Source organism: Serratia sp. NPDC087055, from assembly GCF_044900985.1.
In the GTDB taxonomy this organism is placed as follows: domain Bacteria; phylum Pseudomonadota; class Gammaproteobacteria; order Enterobacterales; family Enterobacteriaceae; genus Serratia.
On record NZ_JBJDOG010000001.1, the window covers coordinates 103,232 to 125,486 of the forward strand.

Annotated in this window: 23 protein-coding genes and 1 tRNA gene; 19 read left to right on the forward strand and 5 right to left on the reverse strand. The window is 54.3% G+C overall.

What is annotated here, in order from left to right; translation table 11 throughout:
• Positions 1-60: 60 nt before the first annotated feature.
• Positions 61-600 carry a DUF2058 domain-containing protein gene (locus ACI2J2_RS00495; RefSeq protein ID WP_404759192.1) on the reverse strand — a complete coding sequence of 180 codons (540 nt, stop codon included), beginning with the start codon at positions 598-600 and terminating at the stop codon, positions 61-63.
• A 335-nt stretch (positions 601-935) separates the two neighbouring features.
• Between ACI2J2_RS00495 and ACI2J2_RS00500 the strand changes: the two genes are divergently transcribed.
• Positions 936-1,367, forward strand: coding sequence for a DoxX family protein (locus ACI2J2_RS00500; RefSeq protein WP_404759193.1), 432 nt, complete (start codon positions 936-938; stop codon positions 1,365-1,367).
• A 211-nt stretch (positions 1,368-1,578) separates the two neighbouring features.
• Here the strand turns inward: ACI2J2_RS00500 and ACI2J2_RS00505 are convergent.
• A tRNA-Arg gene (locus ACI2J2_RS00505) sits at positions 1,579-1,653 on the reverse strand.
• Positions 1,654-1,783: 130 nt separating this feature from the next.
• Positions 1,784-2,713, reverse strand: a complete 930-nt coding sequence (locus ACI2J2_RS00510) for a formate/nitrite transporter family protein (RefSeq protein ID WP_265555562.1) — start codon at positions 2,711-2,713, stop codon at positions 1,784-1,786.
• A gap of 251 nt (positions 2,714-2,964) precedes the next feature.
• Here ACI2J2_RS00510 and ccmA point away from each other — a divergent pair, with 251 nt between their 5' ends.
• From ccmA to mlaA, 10 genes are all read left to right on the forward strand, one after another.
• On the forward strand, positions 2,965-3,597 hold the full coding sequence (ccmA, locus tag ACI2J2_RS00515) for a cytochrome c biogenesis heme-transporting ATPase CcmA (RefSeq protein ID WP_209638774.1): 633 nt from the start codon (positions 2,965-2,967) through the stop codon (positions 3,595-3,597).
• On the forward strand, positions 3,597-4,256 hold the full coding sequence (gene ccmB, locus ACI2J2_RS00520) for a heme exporter protein CcmB (RefSeq protein ID WP_404759194.1): 660 nt from the start codon (positions 3,597-3,599) through the stop codon (positions 4,254-4,256). Before ccmA ends, ccmB begins: the two co-directional genes overlap by 1 nt.
• Before the next feature lie 118 nt (positions 4,257-4,374).
• On the forward strand, positions 4,375-5,112 hold the full coding sequence (locus ACI2J2_RS00525; RefSeq protein WP_265555565.1) for a heme ABC transporter permease: 738 nt from the start codon (positions 4,375-4,377) through the stop codon (positions 5,110-5,112).
• The gene (ccmD, locus tag ACI2J2_RS00530; RefSeq protein ID WP_265555568.1) at positions 5,109-5,345 is read left to right on the forward strand and encodes a heme exporter protein CcmD; all 237 of its coding nucleotides are present in this window, start codon (positions 5,109-5,111) and stop codon (positions 5,343-5,345) included. The genes ACI2J2_RS00525 and ccmD overlap by 4 nt, the downstream gene beginning before the upstream one ends.
• A complete protein-coding gene (gene ccmE, locus ACI2J2_RS00535) occupies positions 5,342-5,836 on the forward strand; it encodes a cytochrome c maturation protein CcmE (protein WP_037423650.1) in 495 nt (164 codons plus the stop codon). Before ccmD ends, ccmE begins: the two co-directional genes overlap by 4 nt.
• Positions 5,833-7,803 (forward strand): heme lyase CcmF/NrfE family subunit, encoded by a 1,971-nt coding sequence (locus ACI2J2_RS00540; protein WP_209638782.1) that lies wholly within the window; start codon positions 5,833-5,835, stop codon positions 7,801-7,803. Before ccmE ends, ACI2J2_RS00540 begins: the two co-directional genes overlap by 4 nt.
• The gene (locus tag ACI2J2_RS00545; protein ID WP_209638784.1) at positions 7,800-8,351 is read left to right on the forward strand and encodes a DsbE family thiol:disulfide interchange protein; all 552 of its coding nucleotides are present in this window, start codon (positions 7,800-7,802) and stop codon (positions 8,349-8,351) included. The genes ACI2J2_RS00540 and ACI2J2_RS00545 overlap by 4 nt, the downstream gene beginning before the upstream one ends.
• The gene (locus tag ACI2J2_RS00550) at positions 8,348-8,821 is read left to right on the forward strand and encodes a cytochrome c-type biogenesis protein (RefSeq protein WP_209638786.1); all 474 of its coding nucleotides are present in this window, start codon (positions 8,348-8,350) and stop codon (positions 8,819-8,821) included. The genes ACI2J2_RS00545 and ACI2J2_RS00550 overlap by 4 nt, the downstream gene beginning before the upstream one ends.
• Positions 8,821-10,032: a c-type cytochrome biogenesis protein CcmI gene (ccmI, locus tag ACI2J2_RS00555; protein ID WP_404759195.1), complete on the forward strand. Its 1,212-nt coding sequence runs from the start codon at positions 8,821-8,823 to the stop codon at positions 10,030-10,032. The genes ACI2J2_RS00550 and ccmI overlap by 1 nt, the downstream gene beginning before the upstream one ends.
• A 35-nt stretch (positions 10,033-10,067) precedes the next feature.
• Entirely contained in the window at positions 10,068-10,826 is a 759-nt protein-coding gene (mlaA, locus tag ACI2J2_RS00560) for a phospholipid-binding lipoprotein MlaA (protein ID WP_209638790.1), read from the forward strand.
• 116 nt (positions 10,827-10,942) lie between these two features.
• On the opposite strand, the gene fadL is transcribed toward mlaA, so the two are convergent.
• The gene (gene fadL, locus ACI2J2_RS00565) at positions 10,943-12,277 is read right to left on the reverse strand and encodes a long-chain fatty acid transporter FadL (protein WP_404759196.1); all 1,335 of its coding nucleotides are present in this window, start codon (positions 12,275-12,277) and stop codon (positions 10,943-10,945) included.
• Between the two features lie 407 nt (positions 12,278-12,684).
• Between fadL and ACI2J2_RS00570 the strand changes: the two genes are divergently transcribed.
• The 4 genes from ACI2J2_RS00570 to sixA all read left to right on the forward strand — a co-directional run bounded on the left by ACI2J2_RS00570 (position 12,685) and on the right by sixA (position 17,540).
• Positions 12,685-12,981 carry a YfcZ/YiiS family protein gene (locus ACI2J2_RS00570; RefSeq protein ID WP_209638794.1) on the forward strand — a complete coding sequence of 99 codons (297 nt, stop codon included), beginning with the start codon at positions 12,685-12,687 and terminating at the stop codon, positions 12,979-12,981.
• A gap of 194 nt (positions 12,982-13,175) precedes the next feature.
• The gene (fadI, locus tag ACI2J2_RS00575; RefSeq protein ID WP_209638796.1) at positions 13,176-14,486 is read left to right on the forward strand and encodes an acetyl-CoA C-acyltransferase FadI; all 1,311 of its coding nucleotides are present in this window, start codon (positions 13,176-13,178) and stop codon (positions 14,484-14,486) included.
• The gene (fadJ, locus tag ACI2J2_RS00580) at positions 14,486-16,651 is read left to right on the forward strand and encodes a fatty acid oxidation complex subunit alpha FadJ (RefSeq protein WP_404759197.1); all 2,166 of its coding nucleotides are present in this window, start codon (positions 14,486-14,488) and stop codon (positions 16,649-16,651) included. Before fadI ends, fadJ begins: the two co-directional genes overlap by 1 nt.
• Before the next feature lie 406 nt (positions 16,652-17,057).
• Positions 17,058-17,540, forward strand: a complete 483-nt coding sequence (sixA, locus tag ACI2J2_RS00585; protein ID WP_209638801.1) for a phosphohistidine phosphatase SixA — start codon at positions 17,058-17,060, stop codon at positions 17,538-17,540.
• Positions 17,541-17,605: 65 nt separating this feature from the next.
• On the opposite strand, the gene smrB is transcribed toward sixA, so the two are convergent.
• Positions 17,606-18,136, reverse strand: coding sequence for an endonuclease SmrB (gene smrB, locus ACI2J2_RS00590; RefSeq protein ID WP_037423626.1), 531 nt, complete (start codon positions 18,134-18,136; stop codon positions 17,606-17,608).
• 170 nt (positions 18,137-18,306) lie between these two features.
• Between smrB and prmB the strand changes: the two genes are divergently transcribed.
• The 4 genes from prmB (at position 18,307) to ACI2J2_RS00610 (ending at position 22,223) form a co-directional block, all read left to right on the forward strand.
• Positions 18,307-19,239 carry a 50S ribosomal protein L3 N(5)-glutamine methyltransferase gene (prmB, locus tag ACI2J2_RS00595; RefSeq protein ID WP_404759198.1) on the forward strand — a complete coding sequence of 311 codons (933 nt, stop codon included), beginning with the start codon at positions 18,307-18,309 and terminating at the stop codon, positions 19,237-19,239.
• A 62-nt stretch (positions 19,240-19,301) separates the two neighbouring features.
• On the forward strand, positions 19,302-20,387 hold the full coding sequence (gene aroC, locus ACI2J2_RS00600; RefSeq protein ID WP_404759199.1) for a chorismate synthase: 1,086 nt from the start codon (positions 19,302-19,304) through the stop codon (positions 20,385-20,387).
• A 5-nt stretch (positions 20,388-20,392) separates the two neighbouring features.
• A complete protein-coding gene (gene mepA, locus ACI2J2_RS00605) occupies positions 20,393-21,220 on the forward strand; it encodes a penicillin-insensitive murein endopeptidase (RefSeq protein WP_209638807.1) in 828 nt (275 codons plus the stop codon).
• Between the two features lie 202 nt (positions 21,221-21,422).
• Positions 21,423-22,223: a sulfite exporter TauE/SafE family protein gene (locus ACI2J2_RS00610; RefSeq protein ID WP_209638809.1), complete on the forward strand. Its 801-nt coding sequence runs from the start codon at positions 21,423-21,425 to the stop codon at positions 22,221-22,223.
• Positions 22,224-22,255: the final 32 nt, after the last annotated feature.

A 22,255-nucleotide genomic window follows, 5' to 3' on the forward strand; every position in this document is an offset into this window, starting at 1 on the left:
AATTCAACGGTACGGAAGGGGGCGGGCAAGGATGACAGTCCATTGCCCTAAGGAGCTTGGTTACCACATCAAATCATCAGGGACAACAAAATCAGCGTAAGGATCTTCCTCGTCTTGCGCTTCCTGAGTGAGTTCAGCGCTTAATACAATGTAGCTCGCATCCCGTTGTGCGATTTTATTGGCTACGACCGCAGGTATAATCGCATACTCACCCTCACTGTTATTGTCAGTAATCAGGCGGGCAATGGCGAGGCGACCATTGATCAATTGGGTTTGAGTCGCCTTATCTACAGAGATATTTTTGATCAGATTATTATCTGTGAAGTTATAGCTAATATCACCCATTGAAATAACGATTCTGTTCATTTCAATGAGTTGTTTAATCTGCGCTTTATACTCTTTCGATAAGGCCGCTTGTTTTTGTTGCTCACTCAACTCTTTATCGCGTTCAACCTGGGCCTTTTTATTGACCTCCACCGCCTCTCTTGCCTCACGAGCCTGAACTCGCGATTTTTTAGCCGTTCTTTGCACTTTCTCCAGCTTTTTACTGCTGACGAGTCCAGCTTTAAGCATCTGCTCTTGTAATGTGAGTTTTGTCATGTTCGTTTCTAAAATCGATTAAATCGTGTCTGGGATTATACCTGTAATAGTCGACACTGTGCCAGATTCTGAAACCGGGTCATGCATTATTCTGGTAACCCTGGAGAGGCCTTTTCGAAGGCTTCAGGACCAATGCCACTGAAATGACTGTGGCGGGTGCCGCTGTAGAATGCTGCAATGCAATGTTTTCGTTTCAATGCCCCTCAAATCCCTTTATGCCACTGGATTAACTGGACAAAACTTAACCCAGATCAACCCAAATGAGAATAATTCTCCACTCGTTTAGCGATTAGAAATTACTTTATAGAAACAAGAAAACGTCTTCGGGAGTGATAATGATGAGGCAACTTTATATCCGCTTTACCACTGCGCTGAACAAACCTGATCTGGCCATTTTACTGCTGAGAATCACCTACGGTCTGCTGATTTTCCATGGCTGGCACAAGGTGCACGATGGCCTCGCCGGGATTGAAGGCATGCTGGCAGGCTATGGAGTCCCGGCGTTCGTGGCGTATGGTGTGATCATTGGGGAAGTCATTGCCCCGATCATGATTATGCTGGGCATTTTCACCCGTCTTGCAGCGCTGTCAGCCGCAGCCACTATGGTTGTTGCGTGGTTGATGGTCGGTATCCACCAAACTTTCGCGCTGTCACCGGTCGGCGCGTGGGCGATTGAAGATATCGTGTATTACTTCATGGCAGCCGTTGTGATTGCGCTGTACGGCAGTGGCCGTTATTCCGTTATGAGTAACCCGGTATATCGCTGATTTTCTCTCTCAGCGTGTTTTCTAATGAAACACGCTGAGTTTTCCATTTAACGTGACTTATGGCTGTGTGGCGTAACTCGAACCTGCCATACCAACTTTTGTACCGACAATTAAGCGTGGCTGTGGGTAGAATTCGGTAGAGTATAGAAGACAAAGTGAGTTGGTTAACTCATTGTTTTTTGAGTAAAGTAGATTTTGATCGGCATCGGAATGGTGTCCCCGACTGGAATCGAACCAGTAACTAGCCCTTAGGAGGGGCTTGTTATATCCGTTTAACTACGGGGACGCTGCGGGCTGGCAACCTGAGGCTGCCGGGGCAGTATACCTTTTTTTACCCGCAGAATAAGCGCTTAGCGGTGCGTTTGCTCATTACATCGCCAATATGCGTTGAATTTTGCCTGCTGCGCTGATCGCGATCACGGTTTTCTTGCCTTGTCAGTTTGTTTTTCTGCCTTTAGCCGCTCAGCCTTGTTTTTGTCACTCATGTCGTTGCGGATCTGCGCATGGCTGATTAACGCAAAGATAAAGGTGCCGCCAATAATGTTGCCTGCTAGCGTAGGGATAGCGAACGGGTAGATGAAATCGTGCCACGGAATGATGCCGCTAAACACCAGATAAAGGATCTCTACCGATCCAACCACGATATGGGTGAGATCGCAAATCGCCACCAGGTAGGTCATGAGTACGATCACCCAAATCTTGGCTGCGCCAGCGGACGGAAACATCCACACCATGGTTGCAATGATCCAACCGGCCAGAATGCCGTTAGCGAACATTTCCGACGGTGAGTTTTGCATGACCTCTTCAGACAGGCTAACGAAGGCGTTCCGGGTATTTTCATCAAAAATCGGCATATGGATAAATGCCAGCGACGCCAGCCCGGTGCCAATCAGGTTACCCAGCAACACGACACCCCACAGGCGAAGCAGGATGATGATATTTCTCGGTGTCGGTTTATGCATGATCGGCAGTACGGCGGTCACGGTATTCTCGGTAAACAACTGCTGACGCGCCATGATCACGATGATAAAGCCAAAGGTGTAGCCAATATTTTCGATAAAGAAGCGGCTGGGGTCGTCCGGCAAGCGGGCGTGAAAAATGCCTTTCGCCATCAACGAGGCGCCCATCGACAGTCCGGCAGCCACCGCTGACCACAGTAACGCCCAGCCGTCGCGTTCCAGCTCTTTCTCACCTTCCATGCGGATCTGCTCATGTACTGCCGCCGCGCGTGAAGGTAAATTCTCTTCTTTTATCTCGATTTCGCTCTTGCCCTGCTCATGCTCCTTGCTTTCGACTTGCACGTCATTATCCGTATCTGCCTGCGGGTGAGGGTGTTGGTCGCTCATTATCTGCTCTCTCCATTGATGCTGCCAAGGCCACGCATTAAGCGTAGTTGGCCCAGCGCTCCCGCGAAAGCTATGCTGCAAATGGCAGAAAAAAGTAACAAGACTTTAACGCCGCCGTTTTTTTCTACGCATTCTTGATCTGGTACGCAATATTACCCCTATTGGAGTAGCTGAGCGGCCTGTCGCGGGGTACGTGCTGCAGATGGCTTATGCTATGATCGCTATCCCAAAGAAAAATATGAGTTCTCCCGATGCTGGAAGCTAAAAATCTGAGTTGCGTCCGAGATGAGCGCACCCTGTTTAGCGCGTTAAGCTTTAGGGTAACGCCGGGCGATATTATTCAGGTTGAAGGGCCAAACGGTGCGGGTAAGACCAGCCTGTTACGCATTTTGGCCGGTTTGGCTCGGCCAGATAGCGGAGAGGTCTGCTGGCACGGACAAAATACGTTACGCCAGCGCGAACGCTACCATCAGGATTTACTGTTTCTCGGCCATCAGCCGGGGATTAAAACCATGTTGACCCCTTTTGAGAACCTGCAGTTTTACCAGGCAGTGCGCACGTCACCCGATCGCCAGGCGATTTGGCAGGCGTTGGAACAAGTGGGGTTGGTGGGCTATGAAGATTTACCGGTGGCGCAGCTTTCCGCTGGGCAGCAGCGCCGGGTTGCGTTGGCTCGCCTGTGGCTCAGCGACAGCCCACTTTGGATCCTGGATGAGCCACTAACGGCAATCGATAAGCAAGGCGTGGCTGAATTGATTAGCCTTTTTGAGCAACATGCGCAGCAGGGCGGCATGGTATTGTTGACTACGCATCAGGATTTGGCTGGCGCGACACAGGCTGTAAGGAAAATCAGCCTGACGGAAAACCGCGTGGAGAACTTTTGATGTTTCTGACTGTATTGCGCCGTGAGCTGAAGATTGCCTTTCGCAAAGGGTCGGAAATCGTCAATCCACTGTGGTTCTTCCTGATCGTTATCACGCTGTTTCCGTTAGGCATTGGGCCAGAACCACAGCTGCTGGCGCGCATTTCGCCGGGGATAATTTGGGTCGCAGCGTTGTTGGCGGCGTTGTTGTCGTTGGAGCGCTTGTTCCGCGATGACTTTCTTGATGGTTCGCTAGAGCAACTGCTGCTGTTGCCGACGCCGCTGCCAATGACGGTGTTAGGCAAAGTGTGTGCTCACTGGGTCGTCACCGGCTTGCCCTTATTAATCCTGTCGCCGCTGGTGGCCTTGTTGCTGTCGTTGAACATAAATACCTGGCAGGCGGTTGCGTTGACGCTGTTTCTGGGTACGCCGACGCTCAGCTTGATTGGTGCTATCGGTGTGGCGTTGACCGTTGGGTTACGCAAAGGTGGCGTGCTGCTGAGTCTGCTGGTATTGCCACTGTATATACCGGTGCTGATATTTTCCACCGCCGCCATCGACGCCGCCTCTATGGGCATGCCAATAGACGGTTACCTGGCAATTCTGGGGGCGATGTTGGCGGGCAGCATCACGCTGGCGCCTTTTGCCACCGCAGCAGCGCTGCGAGTGAGCGTGCACTAGCTAACTTATTGAAAAGCGGGTTAACGCCACAAAGAGCGTGTTCCACCGCACAAGTAATTTTCGTCGCCTCGGTAGACGGGGCGGCCACCGTATAAATTTACCGTGAGCAATGACGACAATGTGGAAATGGTTACATCAATTTGCCCAGCCTGAACGGCTGTATCACGTCTGTGGACGTTTTATCCCCTGGCTGGGGCTAGCCGGTGCAGCCTGTCTGCTGCTGGGTTGGGTATGGGGCTTTGGCTTCGCCCCGAAGGACTATCAGCAGGGTGATAGCTTCCGCATCATGTATATCCATGTGCCGGCTGCCATGTGGTCGATGGGGATCTACGGTTCGATGGCCGTTGCCGCCTTTATCGGTCTGGTGTGGCAGATGAAAATGTCGGATACCGTTGTCGCTGCGATGGCACCCGTGGGGGCGGTATTTACTTTTATTGCCCTGGTCACCGGCTCTGCCTGGGGTAAGCCGATGTGGGGGACCTGGTGGGTGTGGGATGCGCGTCTGACGTCCGAGTTGGTGCTGCTGTTCCTTTATATCGGCATTATTGCGCTGTACAACGCCTTCGAAGACCGGCGTCTGGCAGGCCGCGCCGCGGGCATTTTGGTGCTGGTCGGGGTGGTGAATATCCCGATTATTCATTTCTCAGTCGAATGGTGGAATACGCTTCATCAGGGTTCGACTAATATGCAACAGAGTATAGCGCCAAGCATGCGAACCCCGCTGCGCTGGGCAATCCTCGGTTACCTGCTTTTCTTTATCACCCTCACACTGATGCGTTTGCGTAATCTGATCCTGTCTCAGGAACGTCAGCGCCCGTGGGTTGCCAGCCTGGTCAATAAGGAGCGCCAATCATGAATGCCGCATTTTCGAGCTGGCAGGCGTTCTTCGCTATGGGGGGGTATGCCTTTTACGTCTGGCTGGCGGTGTCTATTACGCTGCTCTCGTTGTTGGGCCTGGTCGTCCACACCTTCTGGCAGCGCCGGCAATTGCTGGGTGAGATTGGCCGTCGTCAGGCGCGCGAACGACGGATTCGTCAGTCGCAGCAGTCGAAACAAAAATCCGCTAACTCGCGGGAGAAATCATTGTGAATCCACGTCGTAAAAGTCGCCTGTACCTGGCGATTGTAGTGCTGATCGGCGTCGCGCTTACTGCAACCCTGATGCTGTATGCGCTGCGTTCCAACATCGATCTGTTTTATACCCCGAGTGAAATTCTGCTGGGCAAGGGCGAAAATCATGAAAAACCGGAAGTGGGGCAACGCCTGCGTATCGGTGGCATGGTGATGCCAGGATCGGTGAAGCGCGATCAGAAAACATTACAGGTCAGCTTCAAAGTCTACGATGCACGTGGCGCGATTGATGTCACCTACACCGGCATCCTGCCGGACCTGTTCCGCGAAGGGCAGGGTGTAGTGGCACAAGGTGTGCTGGGTGAAGGCAACGTGGTCAATGCCCGTGAAGTGCTGGCGAAACATGATGAAAAATACACACCGCCGGAAGTGGCTGACGCAATGAAAGAAAACCATAAAGGACCGGCGTCGACCTATGCGGCTCCGCAGAATGAGGGCGCTAAATCATGATGCCGGAAACGGGAAGTTTTCTGCTGTGCCTGGCATTAGCGATCTCGCTCCTGCTGAGTATTTACCCACAATGGGGCGCTGCGCGTCAGGACCGTCGCATGATGGCGGTCGCCCGCCCGTTGACCTACGGTATGTTTGCCGCCATTGCGATGGCTTTCATCTGCCTGGTATATGCTTTTGTCGTCAATGACTTTACCGTGGCCTATGTGGCCGCCAACTCTAACACCCAATTGCCGGTGTATTACCGCATTGCCGCTACCTGGGGCGCCCATGAGGGGTCGCTGTTACTGTGGGTGCTGTTGCTGAGCTGCTGGTCGCTGGCCGTGGCATTGTGCAGCCGTTCGATGCCACAGGATGCCGTGGCGCGCGTGTTGTCTGTGATGGGTATGATTACCGCAGGTTTCCTGTTGTTTATCATCATGACGTCCAATCCGTTCACCCGCACACTGCCGAACTTCCCGATCGACGGCAGCGATCTCAATCCGCTGCTGCAGGATATCGGTCTGATTTTCCATCCCCCGTTGTTGTACATGGGGTATGTCGGTTTCTCGGTGGCGTTCGCGTTTGCCATCGCTTCATTGATGGCCGGCCGGCTCGATACCGCCTGGGCACGCTGGTCACGCCCCTGGACTACGGCGGCCTGGGTGTTCCTCACCATGGGAATCGTGCTGGGTTCTGCCTGGGCGTACTACGAACTGGGCTGGGGGGGCTGGTGGTTCTGGGATCCGGTCGAAAACGCGTCATTTATGCCGTGGTTGGCCGGTACGGCGCTCATGCATTCACTGGCAGTGACTGAGAAGCGCGGTACCTTCAAGGCCTGGACGGTATTGCTGGCCATTACCGCTTTCTCACTGTGCCTGCTGGGGACCTTCCTGGTGCGTTCAGGCGTGTTGGTTTCGGTGCACTCCTTTGCGTCCGATCCGGCGCGTGGCATGTTTATCCTCGCCTATCTGGTCATCGTAATCGGTGGTTCTTTACTGCTGTATGCGGTCAAGGGCGGGCAAGTGCGTAGCCGGGTGCAGCACGAAACCTTCTCGCGTGAAACCTTCCTGTTAGGTAACAATGTGCTGTTGATCGCCGCCATGCTGGTGGTGCTGTTGGGTACGTTGTTACCGCTGGTGCACAAACAGTTGGGGCTGGGTAGCATCTCAATTGGCGAGCCCTTCTTTAATACCATGTTCACCTGGCTAATGGCGCCGATGGCGCTGTTAATGGGCATCGGGCCTTTGGTGCGCTGGCGCCGTGATGAGCCGACCAAGCTGTGGCGCCGTCTAAGCGTAGCGCTGGTGATTACGCTGGTGCTGTCCATTCTGTTGCCGTGGTTGTTGCAAGACAGCATTGCCGGGATGACGGTGGTAGGGCTGATCATGGCGGTTTGGGTGATTATCCTGACGCTGATGGAGTTGCACGAACGTGCGACGCATCGTCACGGGTTCTGGCGCGGCCTGCGCCATCTTTCCCGTAGCCACTGGGGTATGGTGTTAGGCCACCTTGGTGTCGCGGTGACGGTGATCGGCATCGCATTTAGCCAGAACTACAGTGTGGAACGCGATGTGCGCATGAAGGCCGGCGACAGCGTAGACATCCATAACTATCACTTTGTATTCCGTGACGTGCATGATATTCGCGGACCGAACTACAGCGGTGGTGTTGGCATCATCGATGTCACCCGAAACGGCAAGCCGGAAGCGACTCTGCACGCAGAAAAGCGCTATTACAGTGTGGCACGCAGCATGATGACCGAAGCGGCGATTGACGGCGGTTTTAGCCGCGATCTGTATGCGGCATTGGGTGAGGAGCTGGACGACGGCTCTTGGGCCGTGCGGTTGTACTACAAACCTTTCGTACGCTGGATCTGGTTCGGTGGGGTGTTTATGGCGCTGGGCGGCATCCTGTGCATACTCGATCCACGCTATCGTATGAGCAAGAAACTCAAGCGTGAAGGCAAACTGGAGGAGCAGGCATGAACCGTAAACTCCTGTTTATTCCGTTAATCCTGTTCTTGCTGTTAGTGGCGGCATTTATGGTGCAGTTGACGCGTAACGCCGGTGGTGAAGACCCGACGATGCTGGAATCGGCGTTGATCGGCAAACCTGTACCGGCCTTCAAGCTGGAATCCCTCGATCAACCCGGTAAGACCTACGATCAGGCCGTGCTGCGCAACGGTAAACCGATGTTGCTAAACGTCTGGGCGACCTGGTGCCCAACCTGCCGCGCCGAGCACCAATATCTCAATACCTTGGCCACGCGTGGCATCCGCGTAGTGGGATTGAACTACAAAGATGATCGTAGCAAAGCAGTCACTTGGTTGAACTCGCTGGGCAACCCTTACGCGCTGAGCCTGTATGACGGCGATGGCATGCTGGGGCTGGATTTGGGGGTGTACGGTGCACCGGAAACGTTCTTGATCGACGGACAAGGCATTATTCGCTATCGCCACGCTGGGGATATGAACGAACGCGTGTGGCAGCAGGAAGTATTACCACTGTACAGAAAGTACGGGGGTGAGGCATGAAGCTGATTGTCTTGGTATTTGCCGCATTGCTGAGCTGGAGCGCAGCAGCGGCTATCGATACCTATCAGTTCACATCGGTGGAGCAGGAACAGCAATACCGTGAACTGACAGAACAACTGCGCTGCCCGAAATGCCAGAACAACAGCATTGCCGACTCTAACGCCATCATCGCGGCAGACATGCGTACCAAAGTGTACGAATTGATGATGCAGGGACAGAATAAGCAGCAGATCATCGATTACATGGTCGCGCGCTACGGCAATTTTGTTACCTACGAGCCCCCGGTGACCCCGGCGACGTTGATCTTGTGGGTTGGCCCGTTGCTGTTCGTACTGATTGGCGGGGCGGTGGTGATACTGCGCACTCGCCATCGCCGTGCCGGTACCGCTAATGCGAGCGATGAATTCTCCGAGCAAGAGCAACAGCGTCTGGCGGCGCTGCTGAAAGAGACTGACAGGAAGAAACCCTAATGGCTTTTTGGCTGATTATTATTGTGTTGCTGGTTGGCGCTGCGGCGTTGCTGGTGGTGCCGGCAATGCGCCACAGCGGCAAAAACACGGCCGCGAGCCGGGATGCGTTGAACAAGGCATTTTACCAGGATCGCCTGCACGAGCTTGAGCAGGACGAAGAGCAGGGCGTGGTTGCAGAGCGCCCGGAGTTGGTGAAGGAGTTGCAGCAAAACCTGCTGAACGACATACCTGGCCAGCAAGAAAAGCAGGCCAGGCCGATCAACCGTTGGGCTTTGGTGCCGGGTGTTGTGCTGCTGGTTGTGGTCACTGTGGGTTTTTATCTGAAAACCGGCGGATTGGCGCAGGTGCTGGACTGGCAACAGGTGGAAGCCCAAATGCCAGAACTGCGCGCGCGCGTTGCCAATGAACGCGCCCAGCCGCTAAGTATGGAAGAGATCGCCCGTCTTGGATTGGGCCTACGCACTGCGTTGCAGCAGGACGATCGCATTATCAATGACTGGATGATGTTGGGGCGTGTCGGCATGGCGCTGAATAATGCGACCACGGCGACTCAAGCATTTGCGCATGCTTATCAACTGGATCCGAATAGTCTGGAAGTGCGTCTCGGTTACGCAGAAGTCTTGACGCGATCCAATGATCCAGAGGATAACAAGCAAGCCACACAGATGCTGCGCAAGATGATCGCCGAAGATCATACCAATTTGCGGGTGCTGAGCCTGTTGGCGTTTAACGCCTTCGAGCAAGGGGATTTCAAACAGGCGATCGGTGCCTGGCAGGTGATGTTGAAGCTGCTGCCGGCTAACGATCAACGTGCTGAAGTGATAAAGCGCAGCATTGAACAAGCAAAAACCCAGGCGGGCGGAGAAACTGTTAAACTTGCTGTTAACGTGACGTTATCGCCGCAGGCGACTAACGCTTTGCCGCAGCAGGGTACGCTGGTAATCTCGGTGACCGATGGTACCAATCCGGTGCCGGTTGCAGTAAAACAACTGCCTTTAAGCCGCTTCCCCCTGTCGTTTTCGTTGGATGACAGTAACGCCATGATGCCTGAACGGCTGCTTTCGGCCCAGCATCAGGTCAAGGTGCGGGTACGAATTTCTCAGGATGGTCTGGCCACGCCGCAGGCGGGTGACTGGTTCGGTGAAAGCGCGCTGCAGAATTTCAGCGGTAAAGAGCAGATTGACGTTCAGATAAACAAGCAGGTCCCCTGAATAAAAAGACCGAACGCGTTTTCATGGAGAAGAATATGAACTTTCGCCTGACTGGGCTGGCTTTCACAACGGTATTATTGGTGGGCTGTGCCAGCACGCCACAAGATGAACCACAAGGGCGATCCGATCCTCTGGAAGGATTTAACCGGACGATGTTCAACTTTAACTATAACGTCCTGGATCCGTACGTTCTGCGTCCTGTCGCAGTGGCATGGCGCAACTATTTGCCGATGCCTGCGCGTAATGGCATCAGCAATTTCACGTCCAACCTGGAAGAGCCGGCCAGCATGGTAAACTCCTTCCTGAAAGGCGATCCCTACAAGGGGATGATCCACTTTAACCGTTTCTTCCTCAACACCCTTTTGGGGATGGGCGGTTTGATCGACGTTGCAGGAATGGCTAACCCGAAACTGGCGCGCGAAGAGCCGAACCGTTTCGGCAGCACCTTAGGGCACTATGGTGTTGGCTATGGCCCTTATGTGATGTTACCGGGCTACGGCAGTTTCACCTTGCGTGAAGAGGGGGGCGACTGGGCGGATACGGTTTATCCCGTGCTGAGCTACCTGACCTTCTGGATGTCAGCAGGAAAATGGGTCATCGAAGGGATTGAAACCCGCGCCGAGCTGTTGGATTCAGATGGTCTGCTGCGCAACTCTTCTGATCCGTACTTGATGGTGCGTGAAGCTTATTTCCAGCGGAACGACTTCTTGGCGAACGGTGGGTCATTGAAACCGGAAATCAACCCGAATGCTCAAGCGATTCAGGGCGACCTGGACGAGATAGACTCGCAATAACCTCGGTTAGCGAATGGAATGTAAGAACCCGCCCCTGGCGGGTTTTTTTATACGCGAGGATAACAGGCAATAAAAAAGCGCCCCGAAGGGCGCTTTTGGCTTCTGTATCGACAGTATTAGAAGCGATAGTTGAAGTTAGCACCGTACAACCAGGCCTTGCCCACGGAGTCGAAGGTGTATGGGCCTTCTTTGATGGTCACTTTCTGGCCGTGCATGTAGGAAATGCCGACGTCAACCGAGGCGTCTTTGTTGAACGCGTAGGTGGTACCTGCGCTCAGCCACAGACGATCCTGATCCGGAATTGAGATAGAACGGTTTTGCGCGGGCACCGGGCTGTCATCGAAGGCGATACCGGTACGGAAGGTCCAGTTGTCGTCGTAGAAGTAGCTGGTACCCAAGGCAATACGGTAAGAGTCTCTGAAGCCTTCATGTTTCTCAAACAGGGTCTGACCGCCGTTGCCGGTAGCCTTCAGCTCCTGGAACTGGCTCCAGCTGGTGTAAGCCATGCTGTAGTGGACCGCCCACTGAGGTGCAACTTTGTTATAACCTGAGATTTCCCACATTTCCGGCAGGTTCAGGTCCAAAGAGCCTGGGATGGTGCTGCCATTGGTGCCGTAAGGCAGTCCAGCAGGACCGAGCAGTGGGTTATAAGCCGACGGTAGGCTGCTTTTGTAATCACCGTCGAACTTAATTTTTACTTCAGAACGGTAGGTGAAACCGTAACGGTTGTTTTCATCCACTTCGTACAGGATACCGGCGTTCCAGCCAAAGCCCCATTTGTCACCTTTCAGATGAGAAAGCTGGGTGTCTGCCGGGATGCCGCCAATCTGCTGTGCCTGCTGCGGCGTCAGTTGTCCACTCTGCATGCCTTGTGCTGCGATCAGTTTCGGCAGTTCGCCAGCATAACGCTCGAGTTTGGCTTTGGCATAAACGGCATCGAAGCCCAGGCCGAAGCTGAAGTGTTGATTGAGGCGATAAGCACCGCTCAGGTTCAGGTTCACGGTGGTCAGGTCGGTTTTACCGCCGTAAGCACCTGCGGTGTAACCGTCGTTAAATTCGGTAGCCAAGCCATAGTTGCTCGTTACCGAGCCGCCCACGGCAAATTGATCGTTAATCGGCTGAACGTAGTGCAGGTTTGGCACCCAGGCTGTTGGGGCAATGTTTTTTGCATCCAGGCTGGCACCAGAAGGTGACTTGCCTGAAATGTCTACGTCCGGATCGATAAACACCGCACCGATAGACAGCTCTGGGCGGGTATACATCATCAGGAGGGCCGGGTTGCGGCTGGCAGAAGCCGCTGTATCTGCCATGGCGCCTTCGCCAGAATACGCACGTCCTAAACCAGCTGCTGAGAACTCATTCAGCTGGAATCCGGCGGCAGACACGTTTGAAGAAATAATTGCCACTGCAGCTGCGAGAGCTGATTTAGTAAATAGGTTTTTCTGGCTCATGACCAAAACCTCATTTTATGTGTTTATTATTTAAACATGTTACATAAAGTAACAAGGAAGCGCGCGATTGTAGGGTCCGATCTCATTCAGACAAATCAGACCAGTGGCTGAATTATAGGTCCGACCTGTGAGAATGTTGCAACATTGTTTTTTAAATATTTCCAAATTGATATCAAAAGAGAGATCTGGCTAACAAAAAACCACCCCTACATAACAAAATTCTTACCATTCCTTAGCAGACAACGATTTTCGTTTGTGATTTCCATCACTTAAAACACCCATAAAAAGTAAGTGCTAGTGATCGGTTTCGCCGCAGAGTAAAATAAGCGCAGAATCTTGTATCTTTGCGCCATTCGCTAAATGGCAATTTGGACTCGCGTGATGGCGGTCCCTGAGGAGAATCAACCATGTCAAATTCGCTGAATAAATGTAGTGCCCAGGAAACGGCCGCCTGTTGCTGTGTCGATGTGGGTACCGTGATGGACAATACGGATTGCACCGCTTCCTACAGCCAGGTATTTGCTAATCAGCAGGATGCGGAGAAAATGCTGGCCGTGTTGACCGAAAAAGCCCGCAACGTGGAATCTGATCCTTGTGACATCAGCAGTAGCATTAAACCGGTTGACGGTGGCGTGGAACTGGCGGCGGATTTCACCTTTGCCTGCCAGGCTGAAACCCTGATTTTCCAGCTCGGCCTGCGTTAATCACTGCTGTAAAACGGTGTGGGGCAAACCCGCACCGCTGCCTTTCCCTTTATCCCTCTGTAGAAAGTTGCTCCTGCTCTCAGTTTTCACTTCTGACGGTTTGCCAAATGTAAACATTTGGTTAACAATGACCTCATCAGGTCAGACCTCTTTTTTTGGCCGTTGCGCTGACGTTATTTTCTTCAGGAGCGTTTATGAGTAAGGCACTGCCGTTGGTGACCCGTCACGGTGACCGTATTGCTATTGTAAATGGACTGCGTACCCCCTTTGCCAAGCAGGCAACCGCTTATCACGGTATTCCTGCGGTAGATTTGGGTAAAACGGCGGTGAGCGAACTGTTGGCCCGCAGCGGGATTGATCCGGCCCTGATCGAACAATTGGTGTTCGGCCAGGTCGTACAAATGCCAGAAGCGCCGAACATTGCGCGTGAAATCGTGTTGGGCACCGGCATGAGTGTGCATACCGATGCGTACAGCGTGTCGCGCGCGTGCGCCACCAGTTTCCAGGCGATTGCCAACGTAGCGGAAAGCATTATGGCGGGCAGTATCAGTATTGGTATTGCCGGCGGCGCTGATTCCTCTTCGGTATTGCCTATTGGCGTCAGCAAAGCGCTGGCGCGTACGCTGGTGGACGTCAACAAAGCACGCACCCTGTCACAGCGTCTCAAGTTGTTCAGCCGATTGAAATTCCGCGATCTGATGCCAGTACCGCCGGCAGTGGCTGAATACTCAACCGGCTTGCGCATGGGCGATACTGCCGAGCAAATGGCGAAAAGCCACGGTATCACCCGGGAAGAGCAGGACGCGCTGGCGCACCGTTCTCACCAATTGGCGGCCAAAGCCTGGGAGCAAGGGCTGTTGCATGATGAAGTGATGACCGCCTACGTACCGCCGTATCGCACACAGATTGCTGAAGACAATAACGTCCGTAAAGACTCCAGCCTGGCTTCCTACGCGAAACTAAAACCGGCCTTTGACCGTAAGCATGGCAGCGTCACTGCCGCGAACAGCACGCCGTTGACTGACGGTGCAGCCGCCGTGTTGATGATGAGCGAGTCGCGTGCAAAAGAGCTGGGCCTGCAACCCTTGGGCTATCTACGCAGTTTTGCTTTTGCCGCTATCGACGTATGGGAAGACATGCTGCTTGGGCCGTCCTACGCCACGCCGCTGGCGTTGGATCGCGCTGGCATCGGCTTGGCCGATCTGCAACTCATCGACATGCACGAAGCGTTTGCTGCGCAGACATTGGCGAACCTGAAAATGTTTGCCAGTGACGAGTTTGCCCAGAAAAAACTGGGGCGCAGCCGGGCGATTGGTGAAGTGGATATGGACAAGTTTAACGTATTGGGTGGCTCGATAGCCTACGGCCACCCGTTTGCCGCTACCGGCGCGCGCATGATCACCCAAACGCTGCACGAGCTGAAGCGCCGCGGTGGCGGGCTGGGGTTGACCACGGCCTGCGCGGCTGGGGGGTTAGGGGCAGCAATGATCGTAGAGGTGGAATAATGAGTTTTGAAAACGCATTGCACGAACAGCGCGCCAAACCCTCGGCCTTTCAGCTGACGTTACGTCCAGACAACATTGGTGTGATTACTATCGATGTCCCAGACGAGCGGGTGAATACGCTGAAGGCGGAGTTTATTGATCAGGTCAATGATGTTCTGATTCGTGCACAGCAACATCCGGCCCTGGAAGGGCTGGTGATCATTTCAGGCAAACCTGATTCGTTTATTGCCGGTGCGGACATCACCATGATTGCCGCTTGTACAACGGCCAAAGAAGCAGAGGCGTTGGCAAAAAAAGGACAAAGCACACTGGCGCAGATTGCTGCGTTCCAGGTCCCGGTCGTGGCGGCCATTCATGGTGCTTGCCTCGGTGGTGGACTCGAGCTGGCGTTGGCTTGCCACAGCCGCGTTTGTTCATTGGACGATAAAACGGCACTTGGCCTGCCGGAAGTGCAGCTGGGGTTACTGCCGGGGTCGGGCGGCACTCAGCGCTTGCCACGTCTGATCGGCGCCAGTAAGGCGCTGGATATGATCTTGACCGGCAAGCATATTCGGGCGCGTCAGGCGCTGCGCATGGGGCTGGTTGACGATGCCGTACCCCAATCCATTTTGTTGCAGACCGCGATTGAACTGGCGAAGCTGGGTTGGCGAACCAAACGCGATTTACCCTGGCAGGAACGGCTGCTCAATGGCCCGCTGGGCAAGAGTTTGCTGTTCAGCATCGTGCGTAAAAAAACATTGGCGAAAACCCACGGCAATTATCCGGCGGCGGAACGGATCATTCAGGTGGTGCGCACCGGTCTGGATCACGGCAGCGCCAGCGGTTATGAGGCCGAGGCCCGGGCCTTTGGTGAGTTAGCCATGACGCCGCAATCGGCAGCGTTACGCAGTTTGTTCTTTGCATCCACGGCATTGAAGAAAGAGCGGGGTGCCAATGCGCAACCTCATGCCCTTCACCGGATTGGCATTTTAGGCGGTGGTTTGATGGGGGGAGGCATTGCCTGCGTCACAGCCACGCGCGGTGGCCTGCCGGTACGCATTAAAGACGTTAATGAAACGGGTATTAACCACGCGTTGAAATACAGTTGGGATGTGCTCAGCAAGCGGGTACGTAACAAGCGTATGCGTCCGGCAGAGCGGCAAAAACAGATGATGTTGATCTCCGGTTCGACGGATTACACCGGCTTTGAGCAGGTGGACGTGGTGATCGAAGCCGTATTTGAAGATCTTGCCCTGAAGCAACAGATGGTGGCGGAAATAGAACAGCACGCTGCCGCTCACACCATTTTTGCCTCCAATACGTCATCGCTGCCTATTGGCCAGATCGCTGCCAAGGCACAGCGTCCAGAGCAGGTGATTGGGCTGCACTATTTCAGCCCGGTGGACAAAATGCCGTTGGTTGAGGTTATCCCGCACGCTACAACCAGCGAAGAAACCATTGCCACCACTGTGGCGTTGGCACACAAGCAGGGCAAGACGGCGATTGTGGTTGCCGATCGCGCAGGTTTCTACGTTAACCGTATTTTGGCGCCTTATATAAATGAAGCGGCACGTTGTCTGCTGGAGGGGGAGCCGATTGAGGCGTTGGACAAAGCCTTAGTGGACTTTGGTTTCCCGGTCGGTCCGATAACGCTGCTTGATGAAGTCGGCATTGACGTTGGCACCAAAATCATCCCGGTGCTGGTTGAACAGTTGGGACCTCGCTTTTCTGCACCCGCTGCCTTTGATGCCGTACTGAAAGATGGGCGCAAAGGGCGCAAAAATGCCCGTGGTTTTTATCTGTATCCGAGTGAAGGCCAGCAACGGCAGCGGAATAAACGTGCCGATACGTCAGTGTATATTTTATTGGGTATTACGCCTAAGTCACATTTGCAGCAGGCGGTTATTGCCCAACGCTGCGTGATGATGATGCTCAATGAAGCGGCGCGTTGTTTGGATGAGGGCGTTATCCGCAGTGCGCGTGATGGTGATATTGGTGCCGTCTTCGGTATTGGTTTCCCGCCGTTCCTGGGGGGGCCCTTCCGCTATATGGATCAGCTTGGTGCCGATAAGGTGGTTAAAACGCTGGAGTACCTGCAGCGCCAGTACGGTGAACATTTTGCACCTTGCGAACGCTTGCAGCGCATGGCGCAGCAGGGTGAACGCTTCTATCCGCAGGGCACGTGAGCGGCGCGGTGATGTGATTTGTACTAGAGTAGGATCAAGGATGCATTGTGATCGTTATCACTCCTTGGAATACCGGCAATTCCGGACTCTATACAGGGAGATGAGGACGGGGTAACGTAGCCTGATGGCGGTGAAAAACTGGCCGCCATCAATAAAATTCATGCTAAGAAGGTTAAAATTTAACCTGTTGAATTGGTTGTTATGTGAGCGTCAAATCCGTATCAAGGCGCCATTGATGTAAAAAACAGCGTTTTCTTTACGTGAACTTTCAGGCAAAATGCCCGGCCGCCATAAAGAGACGGCGCGTTATCGTTTCAAAGCTTTTGCTTTAGGGTTGTAAAACTCGGCGATACAGCACGCTCGGCGTTTCTGTATAGCGTTATTTTGTCAACAACAGCGGTGCAATATGCAAGTTTTGATTATGCGTCACGGAGAGGCGGCACTCGATGCGGCCAGCGATTCGGTAAGACCTCTTACTGTTTGTGGCCGTGATGAGTCACGTCAGATGGCGGCCTGGTTAAACACCAAGTCTGTGGATATTGAACGCGTGCTGGTCAGCCCTTATCTGCGGGCAGAGCAGACGCTGGCTACGGTACGGGAAGCCTTAACGTTGCCGGCAAGCGAAGAAGTGTTGCCCGAGCTGACGCCGGGTGGGGATGCCAGCCTGGTGGGCAGTTATTTGCAGGTGCTGGCGCAGCAGGGGATCAACGCCGTGCTTATCGTCTCTCACTTACCGCTCGTGGGTTACCTGGTGGCTGAACTTTGCCCGGGGGAGTGTCCGCCAATGTTCGCGACCTCTGCGATCGCCAACGTTGATCTGGCGGCCGATGGCAGCTACGGTAAGTTTGAATGGCAAGTCAGCCCATCGCAGGTGATGGCTAAAGTGTAGGGCGCCGCATGCCGGCTCCAAAACGAAAGGGCGATGTTACCATCGCCCTTTGTCATTTCTGCTGTTTACTCGGCCAGTTCGACCAGCAATAAAATCGCTGCGGTACCGCCCCATTCTTTGGGGGCCTGATGGAACACCAGCACGTCGGGATGCTGAGCCAACCACAGTGGGGTTTGTTGTTTCAGAATATGCTTGCCGTGGCCGTGCATGACGCAGGCACAGTGTACGTGTTCGCGCTTGCAAGCGGCGATCAGCGCCCCCAGTTCCTGCTTGGCTTGCATCTGGGTCAGCCCGTGCAGATCGAGAAACAGCTCTGGCGAATAATCGCCACGGCGGAGCTTCTTGAGTTCAAACGCACTGTATCCCGGACGCACGTAGCGTGTTGGGCCTTCCTCTTCCAACTGTGGTTGGTATTCATCCGAAAAATAGTAGCTGGCGTCGACTTGTTCCTGCAGCAGGCGCTGCGGCGCAATCTGTTTGGTTTTTGGTTTGGGTTTACGGTGGACAATGGTGTCCTGACGCAGCTTCTTTGCGTCTACTACCGACTCTCTGAAGAGCTGCAATTCATCTTTACTCAGAGGGTGCTTGTTCTTCATTTTTTATTCACCGGAAATCATTTATCGCGGTAGTTTACCGTGTCACGGGTATCTGTCGACGCAAAATTCGCGCCAAATTGAAAAGCGCAAGCGGTTAGCGTGATTTGTCGCGGGCTTCATGGCAAACTATGCGGCTAAATCATGAATCACAGTGCCTGCCGGAGGGCAAATTGGACAAAATTTTCGTCGAGGAAGCAGTGAGTGAACTGCACACCATTCAAGATATGCTGCGTTGGACGGTAAGCCGTTTTAATGCCGCCGATATCTACTATGGTCACGGAACCGACAATCCGTGGGACGAAGCGGTGCAATTGGTGCTGCCAAGCCTGTTCCTGCCACTGGATATTCCTGAGGACATGCACACCGCACGTTTAACCTCCAGCGAGCGCCACCGCATCGTTGAGCGCGTGATCCGCCGCGTCAACGAGCGTATCCCGGTCGCCTATCTGACTAACAAAGCCTGGTTCTGCGATCTGGAATTTTATGTCGATGAGCGCGTGCTGGTACCGCGTTCCCCGATTGGCGAACTGATCAACAATCGCTTTAGCGCACTGATCCCGCACCCGCCGAGCCATATTCTCGACATGTGTACCGGCAGCGGCTGTATCGCCATTGCCTGCGGATACGCTTTCCCGGAAGCGGAAGTGGACGCAGTAGACATCTCCGCCGACGTGCTGGCAGTGACCGAACGCAATATTCAGGCGCTCGGTGTTGAACAGCAAGTGACCCCAATCCGTTCCGATCTGTTCCGCGACGTTCCCGCGATCCAGTACGATCTGATTGTCACCAACCCACCGTACGTCGATGCAGAAGACATGTCCGATCTGCCGCAGGAGTTCCGCTTTGAACCTGAGCTGGGTCTGGCGGCGGGCAGCGACGGCCTGAAGCTGGTGCGTCGTATTCTGGCCTGTGCACCGGATTACCTGAGCGACGACGGCGTGCTGATTTGTGAAGTGGGTAACAGCATGGTACATCTGATGGAACAGTATCCAGACATTCCGTTCACCTGGCTGGAGTTTGAAAACGGCGGTGACGGCGTGTTTATGCTGACCAAGCAGCAATTGGTGGATTGCAAAGAACACTTCAGCCTCTACCGCAGCTAAGCATTCTTCGGGCCTGCTTTGGCGGGCCCCACAAAGATAATAATTAAGGGTAAGGAGCCGCGATGGCAGGAAACAGTATTGGGCAGATTTTCCGCGTCACCACATTTGGTGAATCTCACGGCGTGGCGCTGGGATGTATCGTAGACGGTGTGCCGCCAGGCATTCCGCTTACCGAAGCTGATTTGCAGCACGATCTGGACCGTCGCCGTCCGGGCACCTCGCGTTATACCACCCAACGCCGCGAGCCGGATCAGGTGCGTATTCTTTCTGGCGTGTTTGAAGGCGTGACCACCGGTACCAGTATTGGGCTGATGATTGAAAACACCGACCAGCGTTCGCAGGACTACGGTGCAATCAAAGACGTGTTCCGCCCGGGACATGCAGACTACACCTACGAACAAAAATACGGCGTGCGCGACTATCGTGGCGGCGGCCGTTCTTCGGCGCGTGAAACCGCAATGCGCGTTGCGGCAGGGGCGATTGCCAAGAAATACCTGCAGCAGAAATTCGGCGTGCAGGTGCGCGGTTATTTAGCTCAAATCGGCGACGTAGTTTGCGAGCTGAAAGACTGGGAACAGGTCGAACAGAACCCGTTCTTCTGCCCGGATCCGGACAAGCTGGAAGCGTTGGACGAACTGATGCGTACGCTGAAGAAAGAGGGCGATTCGATTGGCGCCAAGGTCAGCGTCATTGCCGAAAATGTGCCGGTTGGCCTCGGCGAGCCCGTTTTTGACCGCCTCGATGCAGATCTGGCGCATGCGCTAATGAGCATCAATGCGGTGAAAGGCGTAGAAATTGGTGACGGCTTTGCCGTCGTGACCAAGCGTGGCAGTGAAAACCGCGATGAAATCACCCCGGAAGGTTTCCAGAGCAACCATGCGGGCGGTATTCTCGGCGGTATCAGCAGCGGCCAGGCGGTGATTGCCCACCTGGCATTGAAACCGACTTCCAGCATCATGGTGCCGGGTAAAACCATCAATCGCCAGGGCGAAGCCGTGGAAATGGTTACCCGTGGCCGTCACGATCCTTGCGTAGGCATACGTGCGGTACCGATCGCCGAAGCGATGATGGCGATTGTGCTGATGGATCACCTATTGCGCCAGCGTGCGCAGAACGGTGATGTGGTTTCTAACGTTCCTCGCTGGTAATCACCATGAAAAACTGGATGTTAGGTATCGTTGCCCTGATGGCATCGGGCTCTGCCATGGCGTTGACGCCTTGGCAGAAAATTGATCACCCGGTGGCCGGCGCACCACAGGCCGTGGGGGGGTTTGCCAACGGTTGTATCATCGGTGCCCAACCGTTGCCGTTGAATTCACCGGATTATCAGGTGATGCGCCCCGATCAACGTCGTTATTTCGGTCACCCTGATCTGCTGGCGTTTATTCAACGTCTGAGCAATAAGGCGAACCAAAAAAATCTCGGTACGGTGTTGATCGGTGATATGGCAATGCCGGCTGGCGGGCGCTTCAGTAGCGGCCATGCCAGTCATCAATCCGGCCTTGATGTCGACATCTGGTTACAGCTGCCGCGCCAGCGTTGGAGTGCACAACAACTGTTGAAACCGCAGCCCATCGATTTGGTTTCCAGCGACGGCAAGCAGGTGGTTGCACGCCAGTGGCAGCCGCAGATTGAATCACTGATCAAAATGGCGGCTCAAGATCAGGAAGTGACGCGGATCTTCGTCAACCCGGCGATCAAGCAGCGCCTGTGTTTGGATGCCGGTGCCGATCGCGATTGGTTGCACAAGGTGCGCCCGTGGTTCGGTCACCGTGCGCATATGCATGTGCGGCTGCGTTGCCCGGCAGGCAGCCTGGAGTGTAAAGAACAGGATACGCCGCCACCGGGTGACGGCTGTGGTGCAGAACTAGCAAGCTGGTTCGTCCCGCACCAGCCAAGCGCCAAACCGGGTAAACCGGTGCCGCCGCCATTACCGCCTACCTGTCAGGCCTTGCTGAATAACCATTTCGCTGCGGAATAATATATCCAAAGTCATTGGAGTTGCATCAAGGCAGTAAGGGAATGACAAATCGGTCGGGAACCGATTTGAACAGTGTTTACGCTGGCCCGAAGGGTGAGCCTCAGGGAAGAGGCTCATATATCCCGATGGTCTCACGTCAGTAAGTGATTCGGGTGAGTAAGTGCAATCAACACAGATGCGGCTTCAAGTCAGAGGGATATAAATGGAGTGGTTCGTCGTTGGCCCCGAGATGCTCGGGGTTTTGTTTGTGGTGGCATTGCTGGCAGGCTTTATCGATTCCATTGCCGGTGGAGGTGGGTTGTTGACCGTGCCGGCACTGCTGGCGGTGGGCGTTCCCCCGGCGCAGGCGCTGGCGACCAACAAGTTGCAGTCGGTGGGCGGTTCTTTATCCGCCAGCCTGTACTTCATTCGCCGACGAGCCGTTGATCTTAACGATCAAAAACTGACTATTCTGTTGGCGCTGATCGGCTCCGTCGCCGGGGCGATCCTGGTGCAGCACATGCGCGCCGATTTGCTGCGGCAAATGCTGCCGTTATTGGTGATCGGTATCGGTCTTTACTTCCTGCTGACTCCGCGTCTGGGGGAAAACGATCGGCAGCGCCGTTTGAGCGCCTTGCCGTTCGGCCTGGTGGCCGGTGGCTGCGTGGGTTTTTACGATGGCTTTTTTGGGCCCGGTGCCGGTTCATTTTACGCGTTGGCCTATGTGACGCTGTGTGGCTTTAACCTGGCCAAATCCACCGCACACGCCAAGGTACTGAACTTCACGTCCAACTTTGGCAGCCTGGTGTTGTTTATCATCGGTGGCAAAGTGCTGTGGGGGATAGGCCTGGTGATGTTGGTGGGGCAGGTGCTGGGCGCCCGTCTCGGGGCGCATATGGTCATGACCCGCGGGCAAAAGCTGATCCGCCCGATGATCGTCATCGTTTCGCTGGTGATGAGCTGTAAGTTGCTGTACGACAATCACGGTACAGAAATTCACCAGTGGCTGGCGTTGCATATGTAGTATGCCAAAAGCGCGGTTAGGGTATAATTACC